The 7,990-nt window shown below is 68.1% G+C and carries 7 protein-coding genes; 5 read left to right on the forward strand and 2 right to left on the reverse strand.

Features of this window, described 5'->3' with window-relative positions; genetic code table 11:
- Nucleotides 1-162 precede the first annotated feature (162 nt).
- Nucleotides 163-2,262, forward strand: coding sequence for a glucose-specific PTS transporter subunit IIBC (gene ptsG / locus Q4C89_RS10515; RefSeq protein ID WP_303102565.1), 2,100 nt, complete (start codon nt 163-165; stop codon nt 2,260-2,262).
- A 68-nt stretch (nt 2,263-2,330) separates the two neighbouring features.
- Here the strand turns inward: ptsG and Q4C89_RS10520 are convergent, their stop codons facing one another.
- A complete protein-coding gene (locus Q4C89_RS10520; RefSeq protein WP_303102566.1) occupies nt 2,331-2,819 on the reverse strand; it encodes a hypothetical protein in 489 nt (162 codons plus the stop codon).
- A 78-nt stretch (nt 2,820-2,897) separates the two neighbouring features.
- Here Q4C89_RS10520 and Q4C89_RS10525 point away from each other — a divergent pair, with 78 nt between their 5' ends.
- The 4 genes from Q4C89_RS10525 to fni all read left to right on the forward strand — a co-directional run bounded on the left by Q4C89_RS10525 (nt 2,898) and on the right by fni (nt 6,576).
- Nucleotides 2,898-3,377 carry a hypothetical protein gene (locus Q4C89_RS10525; RefSeq protein ID WP_303102567.1) on the forward strand — a complete coding sequence of 160 codons (480 nt, stop codon included), beginning with the start codon at nt 2,898-2,900 and terminating at the stop codon, nt 3,375-3,377.
- Nucleotides 3,378-3,519: 142 nt separating this feature from the next.
- Nucleotides 3,520-4,608, forward strand: a complete 1,089-nt coding sequence (gene recF / locus Q4C89_RS10530; RefSeq protein WP_303102568.1) for a DNA replication and repair protein RecF — start codon at nt 3,520-3,522, stop codon at nt 4,606-4,608.
- 61 nt (nt 4,609-4,669) lie between these two features.
- Nucleotides 4,670-5,545: a DUF721 domain-containing protein gene (locus Q4C89_RS10535; protein ID WP_303102569.1), complete on the forward strand. Its 876-nt coding sequence runs from the start codon at nt 4,670-4,672 to the stop codon at nt 5,543-5,545.
- On the forward strand, nt 5,542-6,576 hold the full coding sequence (fni, locus tag Q4C89_RS10540) for a type 2 isopentenyl-diphosphate Delta-isomerase (protein WP_303102570.1): 1,035 nt from the start codon (nt 5,542-5,544) through the stop codon (nt 6,574-6,576). The genes Q4C89_RS10535 and fni overlap by 4 nt, the downstream gene beginning before the upstream one ends.
- Nucleotides 6,577-6,589: 13 nt before the next feature.
- On the opposite strand, the gene alr is transcribed toward fni, so the two are convergent.
- Entirely contained in the window at nt 6,590-7,648 is a 1,059-nt protein-coding gene (gene alr / locus Q4C89_RS10545) for an alanine racemase (protein WP_303102571.1), read from the reverse strand.
- Nucleotides 7,649-7,990: the final 342 nt, after the last annotated feature.

Here is a 7,990-nt window from a genome sequence, read left to right on the forward strand (position 1 = left end):
CCGAGCTTACGGGCTGCGGGGGCCGGGGCGCAGGGTTTGTCTGACCGGGACGCCCGAGCTCTGCGGGTTTCCGACGCCGTGAATCCGCTATCTTAACTCACCTTTTTTCTTTTCAGTTGTTCCGTACATTCATTTCCGTCCCTTTTCCCTGAAGGAGTTTCCATGACCGTGTCCACCCCTCCCCGCTCGGCGGGCGCTGCGCCTGTGCCCCCGCCCAAAAAGACCGCCTTTGCCGCGCTGCAAGAGGTCGGCAAATCGCTGATGCTCCCGGTCGCCGTGCTGCCCGCTGCCGGGTTGCTGCTGGGCTTCGGCGCGGCCTTCAACGACCCGAGCTACAGCTGGCACGCCTCCATTCCCGCGTGGCTGCAATTCGTCGGCAAGATGATGGTCGGCGCGTCCGACGTGATTTTCGGCAATCTGCCCATCATCTTTGCGATGGGGGTCGCCATCGGTCTGGCGGGCGGCGCTGGGGTCGCGGCGCTGGCGGCACTGGTCGGCTTTCTGGTCATGCACGCCACCATGAGCACCTACCTGGGCCTGGGAGACGCCGCCAAATTTGCCGAACTGAGCGCGGCGTCCAAGGGGGCGTACGCGACGGTGCTGGGCATCAACTCGCTGCAAACCGGGGTGTTCGGCGGGATTCTGATGGGTGCCCTCGCCGCCTTCCTGTACAACCGTTTCAAGGACATCAAACTGCATCCGGTGCTGGGCTTTTTCGCGGGCCGCCGCTTCGTGCCGATTGTAACGGCGGCGGCGGCCATCGTGGTCGGCGTCTTGCTCACCTACCTGTGGCCCCCGGTGCAGGCGGGCCTCAACGCCTTTTCCAACGCGGCGGTCAACGGCGCACCCGTGCTGGCGAGCGGCATTTTCGGCTTCGTCAACCGCCTGCTGATTCCCTTCGGCCTGCATCACATCTGGTATCAGCCCTTCTGGTTCATCGCGGGCGAATTCACCAAGCCTGACGGCACCGTGGTTCACGGCGACCTGACCCGTTACATTGCCGGAGACCGCAGCGCCGGGATTTTCATGACCGGGTTCTTTCCCATCATGATGTTCGCGCTGCCCGCCGCGGCCCTCGCCATCGTGCAGGAAGCCCGCCCCGAGCGGCGGCAGGCCATCACGGGCATCATGCTCTCGGCGGCGCTGACCAGCTTCCTGACCGGAATCACCGAACCCATCGAATTCGCGTTCATGTTCGTGGCCCCGGTGCTGTACGTCTTTCACGCGGCGATGACGGGCCTGAGCTTCATGGTGATGGCGGCGCTCGGTTCGCACAGCGGCTTTACCTTCTCGGGCGGGGCCATCGACTACTTCCTGCTGATGCCCAAGAGCACGCTGCCCTGGCTGGTTCCGGTGGTGGGCCTCGCCTTTGCCGCCGTGTACTACGTCACCTTCCGTTTCGTGATTCGCAAGTTCAACATCATGACGCCGGGCCGCGAAGAACTCACCGAAGACGCCGTGAACGAACCCGTGGCAAATGCGGGCGGGCAAAACCCCGAACTGGCGCTGGGCATCCTGCAAGCCCTCGGCGGCCCCGACAACATTCAGAATCTGGACGCCTGCATCACCCGCCTGCGGGTCAGCGTGAACGACAAGTCGCTGGTCAACAAGAGTCGGTTGCAGCAACTCGGCGCGGCGGGCGTGCTGGAAGTCGGCAACAGCGTGCAGGCCGTGTACGGCACCCGCAGCGACCAGATCAAGGAAGAGATTCGTCAGGTCATCGCGCAGGGACGTTATGTGGCGGCTCCGGTGCAGGCGGCTGCGGCTCCGGCAGTGGCTGCTCCTGTGGCGGCTGCCGCCCCTGCCGCTCCCGCCACCGACTCGCCGCTGCCCGCCGACTTCACGCTGCCTGTGGCGGGCCGGGTGCTGCCGCTCTCCGACGTGCCCGACCCGGTGTTCAGCGCGGGCATGATGGGCGCGGGCTTTGCCATTGACCCCTCGGACGGGGTGGTGCGCTCCCCGGTCACGGGCGAGGTCGTGACCCTCTTCCCCACCCACCACGCCGTCGGGCTGCGGGCCGACAACGGGCTGGAAGTGCTGGTCCACTTCGGCATCGACACGGTCAAACTCGGCGGCGCAGGCTTCCGCGCTCTGGTGGGTCAGGGCGACCGGGTGCAAGCGGGCCAGCCCCTGCTGGAAGTCAATCTGAACGAGGTGCGCGGCAAGGTGCCCAGCGTGGTCACGCCCGTGATTTTCACCGACCTGGACGAAAGCTACTCGGTGAAGCTGGAGGGCGACACGGTGCGGCTCGTGCGCGGCTGAGTCCTCCCCGTCCCTTTCCCTGGCTTCGGTGTCCCTGAAGCCGGGGATTTTTTTGCTGGCTCCCGTCTTCAGGGCAGGCTGACCCGCACCGTCCTCGGGTCGGGCAGGGCGCACGCTGGCCCGCTGCCGTAGCCCAGTGGCGCGAGGTTGTCGCCACACACGGCGACGTAGGCCCGCGCATAACTTTCGGCAAAGCCTTCCACCGCTGGGCGGTAATACTCGCCGTACACGGCCCCCTGCGCGCCGATGCCGCCATGCCCGTATTCCAGCACCGAGGCGTCCAGACAGTGCCCGACTTCATGCGCGAGCAGCAGCGTGCGCTGCCGGGGCGTGCCGTTCAGAAAATAGTCACGGTCGAGCATGACCAGGCAGCCGTGTCCCAGCGGCACCGTGCAGCCCACCAGTTTGGGCGAGCACACGCCGAACTCCTGCCGGGATACCAGCCGCACCTCGCCCGCCGCATCGCCTATCCGAAAGCTCCAGCCCTCGGCGCTCAGCACACGGGGAGAGCAGGCGCTCAGCAGCGCGGCCAGGGTGAGCAGCAGGGCGCGGGGCATACGCTCCCTATTCTGGCACCCCGTCTGCGCAAAATGGCGGATAGGCAGCCGGGGCCAGCGGGGGCTAGTCTGACGGGCATGAAAGACTTCGCGCCCGGTCAACGCTGGACTTACCGCACCCGCCCCGGCGAGGAGACTTCGACGCTGCTGGTGCTGGGCCGCGACCAGAACGCCGAAGGGCTGGTGGCGGTCAGCCTCAAGGTCGAAGACATTTCGCTCCGCCCGCCCATCGGCGGCACCATCACCGAGTTGCAGCACGCGCCTTTTGCCGAAGAGGTGCTGCGCCAGAGCGTGCTGGAACTGCTTCAGGAGAACGTGGCCCTGCCCGCCGACCTGGGCAGCTACGAGGCGTGGCGGCTGGCCTTCGAGACGGGAGAAGTCGGGGCCTTCGACCTGGCGCTGGCCGATACGCTCGACCTGATTGACCGCGCGACCGGGCAGCAACCGCCCTCGCCGGAGCATCCGCTGTTTACCAAAACCAACCTGCGAATCATCGAACCCGCCACGGAGGAAGTGCCGAACTCGCCCATTCCCCAGGGGCGCAGGGGGCAGGCGTAAGGGAAAAGTTCGTCGAGGAGTCCGGAAGTCGGGAGGCCGAGAAAGCCGAGTCTTGACGCCTGGACTGCTTGACCCCTCGACCAGGGCCTCGTCCCCGCCGCAGAGTCGGCCTTACAGTCCTGACAGGGCTGCCGCGCCTACAATGGGGGATGTGCGTCTCTCGGCCCTCTCGACCCTGAATTACCGGAATCTCGCGCCTGGGACGCTCGATTTCCCGGAAGGCGTGACCGGTATCTACGGCGAGAACGGGGCGGGCAAGACCAATCTGCTCGAAGCCGCGTACCTCGCCCTGACCGGGCAGACCGATGCGCCGCGCCTGGAACAACTCATTCAGGCGGGCGAAACTGAAGCCTACGTGCGGGCCGACTTGCAGCAGGGCGGCAGCCTCAGCATTCAGGAAGTGGGGCTGGGGCGGGGGCGGCGGCAGCTCAAGGTGGATGGCGTGCGGGTCAGGACCGGCGACCTGCCACGCGGCGGCGCGGTGTGGATTCGCCCGGAGGACAGCGAACTGGTGTTCGGGCCACCGTCGGGCCGCCGGGCTTACCTCGACTCGCTGCTGTCGCGCCTCAGCGCCCGCTACGGCGAGCAGCTTTCACGGTACGAGCGCACCGTGTCGCAGCGAAACGCCGCCCTGCGGGCCGGGGAAGAATGGGCCATGCACGTCTGGGACGATGTGCTGGTCAAACTCGGCACCGACATCATGCAGTTTCGCCGCCGTGCCCTGACCCGGCTGGACGAACTCGCCCGCGAAGCCAACGCCAACCTGGGCAGCCGCAAACCGCTGACGCTGACGCTCTCCGAGACCACCTCGCCCGACACCTACGCCGCCGATCTGCGGAGCCGCCGCGCCGAGGAACTGGCCCGTGGTTCCACCGTGACCGGGCCGCACCGCGACGACCTGCTGCTCACCCTGGGCGACTTTCCCGCCAGCGACTACGCCAGCCGGGGCGAAGGCCGCACGGTGGCCCTGGCCCTGCGCCGCGCCGAACTGGAACTATTGCGCGAAAAATTCGGTGAAGACCCGGTGCTGCTCCTCGACGACTTCACCGCCGAACTCGACCCGCACCGCCGCCAGTACCTGCTCGACCTCGCCGCCAGCGTGCCCCAGGCCATCGTGACCGGAACCGAACGTGCCCCCGGTGCCGTGCTGACCCTGCAAGCTCAGGCGGGGCGCTTTACGCCCGTGGAAAGGGTGGAGGGTAAAGAGTGGAGGGTAGAGGGAACAGCATGAACCTCTCTACGCTCCGCTCTCTGCCCTCTGCCCTCCGCCCTCCGCCCCTCTGCGGCACCCCATGACCCGCCGCAGATCCGGCCCCCTCGACATGTCCGTGCTGATGGGCGCGACGCTGGCACAGGGCAAACTCGGCACGGGCGTGCAGCGGGCGCGGGCGCTGCTGCTGTGGCCTCAGGCGGTCGGCCCCGAAATTTCCCGGCTGACCCGGCCCCGTTCGGTGCAGGGCGGCACGCTCTTTGTCGAGGTGCGGGACAGTGCGGCGGCCCACCACCTCACCATGCAGCGCCACCACTTCCTGGAGCGGCTCAACAGCCTGCTGGACGAACGGCAGCGCCTCACCGAACTGCGCTTTTCGGTGGGCCACATCCGGCCCCCGCCCGACGCTCCCCGCGCCGCGCCACTGCCCGCGCCTGACCGCGCCCGCGCCCGCAAACTGGTCAAAGAGGTGGCCGACCCCGAACTCAAGCAGGTCGCGCTGAGGGCCGCCGAAGCCGTGACCCGCGCCCGGCGCTGGCGCGAGGAACAGGGCTGGCGGCCCTGCCCGGTGTGCGGCGAACCCAGCCCGCCCAAGCCCGCGCAGGAGCCCTGCCGCGACTGCGCCCTGACGCTGGACGACCCGTTGGTGCGCCGGGCCGCCCGGCTGCTGCTGCGCGACCCCGAGGGGCTGGCGGGCCTGCGCGAACGCCTGGGCGACAGCGGAGCCACCGGAGCGAGGTATCTGGCGCTGCGGCAACTGGAAGAGCAGCTCGACCTGCTGGCCCTGGAGTGCGCCCGCAGCGGCGGCGAGGAGGGATATGTGATGTTCCTGAAGGCACAGGCCGAAACCTATTTGTGTTTGCACCTGGGCAAATCCCGCTCGGAGCTGCGCCGCACCGACCGCCGCGCCCTGCCCGAAAAGGCGCGGCAGGTGCTGGGTGCCGGGAGAGACACATGAGCGCCGGGCGACTCGAACTCCGCAAACTGCGCCACATCGAAGCCTGCCTGCTGCCCGAAAGCCAGTATCAGAAGGTCAAGACGGGCCTGGAAACGGTGCCCTGGCCCTACCGCGCCCTGCCGGAAGGCGACCTGGAGGACGTGCGCCTGAACACCACGTTTCTGGGACGGCCCCTTAAAGCTCCGCTGCTGATCGGGGCCATGACGGGCGGCGCGGAGAAGGCGCGGCAAATCAACCGGAATCTGGCGCTGGCGGCCAAAAATCTGGGAATCGGCATGATGCTGGGGTCACAGCGGGTCATGCTGGAACGGCCCGAAACCTGGGACACCTTCAACGTGCGTGAGGTCGCTCACGATATCCTGCTCATCGGCAACCTCGGCGCGGCGCAGTTCATGCTGGGCTACGGGGCCGCCGAAGCCCGCCGCGCCGTAGACGAGGTGATGGGCGACGCCCTCGCCATTCACCTCAATCCCCTTCAGGAAGCCATGCAACTCGGCGGCGACACCCGCTGGAAAGGGCTGGCCCACCGACTGAAACAGGTGGCCCGCGAACTCGATTTTCCGGTCATCGTCAAGGAAGTCGGGCACGGGCTGGACGCGCAGACGCTGCAACTCCTCGCGGATGGCCCTTTCGCGGCCTTCGATGTGGCGGGCGCAGGCGGCACGAGTTGGGCGCGGGTCGAGCAACTCGTGGCGCACGGACGGGTCATCGCGCCCGACCTGTGTGAACTGGGCATTCCGACAGCGCAAGCCCTCCGGCAGGCCAAAACCGCTGTGCCCCAGACCCCGCTGATCGCCTCGGGCGGCATTCGGAGCGGGCTGGACGCGGCGCGGGCGCTGTGGCTGGGGGCCGAGGTGGTGGCGGTGGCCCGGCCCCTGCTCGAACCCGCCCTGGACAGCAGCGCCGCCGCCGAAGCGTGGCTGAGGAACTTCATCCAGGAGTTGCGGGTGGCCCTCTTCGTGGGCGGATTCAAAGACCTGCGGGCGCTGCGGGCCGCCGGAGACGCGGCGCGGGGGGCGCAAGCGGGCTGAGCAAGACTCCGTTCTACTCTGCCAGCCGCCGCTCTACCCGCCCGCCCACTCCGGTCAGCACCTCGTATTCGATGGTGTCCCCCCAGGCCGCCACGTCGGTCACGCTGATTTCGCCCGCGCCCCAGACTTCGGCCCAGTCGCCCACCTTTACGTCCAATCCGGTCACGTCCACCATCACCTGGTCCATGCAAACGCGGCCCAGCACCGGGCGACGCTCGCCGCCGATGATGACCGAGGCGCGGCCCGTGGCGTTGCGCGGGTAGCCGTCGGCGTAGCCCAGGCCAACCACGGCGATTTCGGTGTCCTGCTCAGCCCGCCACAGCCCGCCGTAGCTGACCGTTTCACCCGTGTAGGCCGTGTGGCGCTGCGTCACCCGCGCCCGCAAGGTCATGACCGGGCGCAGGTCACACACGCCGCGCAGATGCTCTGGGGCAAAGCCGTAGGACGCCAGCCCAGGCCGGGCCAGGCTCATGCCGTCCAGTCGCCCAAAACTGAGGATGCTGCCCCCGTTGGCGCAGTGGGCCAGGGCAGGCGGCAGGGCGTCCAGCACGCCCCGGAAGCGTTCGAGTTGGGTGCGGGCAAACGACAAATCCGCTTCGTCGGCGGTGGCGAAATGGGTGTAGATGCCCTCCAGTTGCCCCCGCTCTGCCAGCGTCCGGCCCACGTTCACCGCGTCGGCGGGCCGCGCTCCCAGGCGGTTCATGCCCGTGTCCACCTTCAGGTGCGCCCTGGCGTGGGCAGGCAGCGCCCCCGCCTCCGCCAGCGTACCCACAGGCAGCCGCACGCCCAGGTCAGCCAGCGGCCCCACCTCGCCCGGCGCGGGCGGCGTGAGCAGCAAAATGGGCTTGCCGGGCACAGCTTGGGCCAGCGCCGCCGCCTCTGCCGGGGTCGCCACCGCCAGCCCCCACACGTCGGGGTGCGCTGCCGCCACCCGGCCCACCAGCGTCATGCCGTGCCCGTAGGCGTCGGCCTTGACGGGGAGCAGCAACTGCGTCCCGCTCCGCGCCGCCAGTGCGCTCAGGTTGTTCTGAAGGGCGGCGGCAGAAATGTGAGCGACAGCGCGGGCTTGCATGACGGGCAGAATAGCCCCGCGCCCCGACCCTGCCAAGAAGACCACCAACCGCCGAAGAAGTGCAGCGGTTGGTGATCGAAGGGTCAAAAGGTCGAAAGGTCTAACCGTCAAGAAGATTTGACGTAAAGAGCCTTTTCTCCAGTCAGCAGCTTTTCAAGTCCCGTTGCGACACCACTCGCAAAGTCGTAGAACGCAGAATTCCAGGGCCGTCGGGCGCGAAGCGCACGGGCCGCACACGAGCAGCGAAGCAGCAGCGTCTAGACCCCGTGCAATCGAGAAATGCCGTCAGTCCAGCAAACTGACCGCCATTTGCACAGCGCCAGCGTTAAGCCCCTGTCCCCC

It is taken from the genome of Deinococcus sp. (genome assembly GCF_030523985.1).
Classification (GTDB): domain Bacteria; phylum Deinococcota; class Deinococci; order Deinococcales; family Deinococcaceae; genus Deinococcus.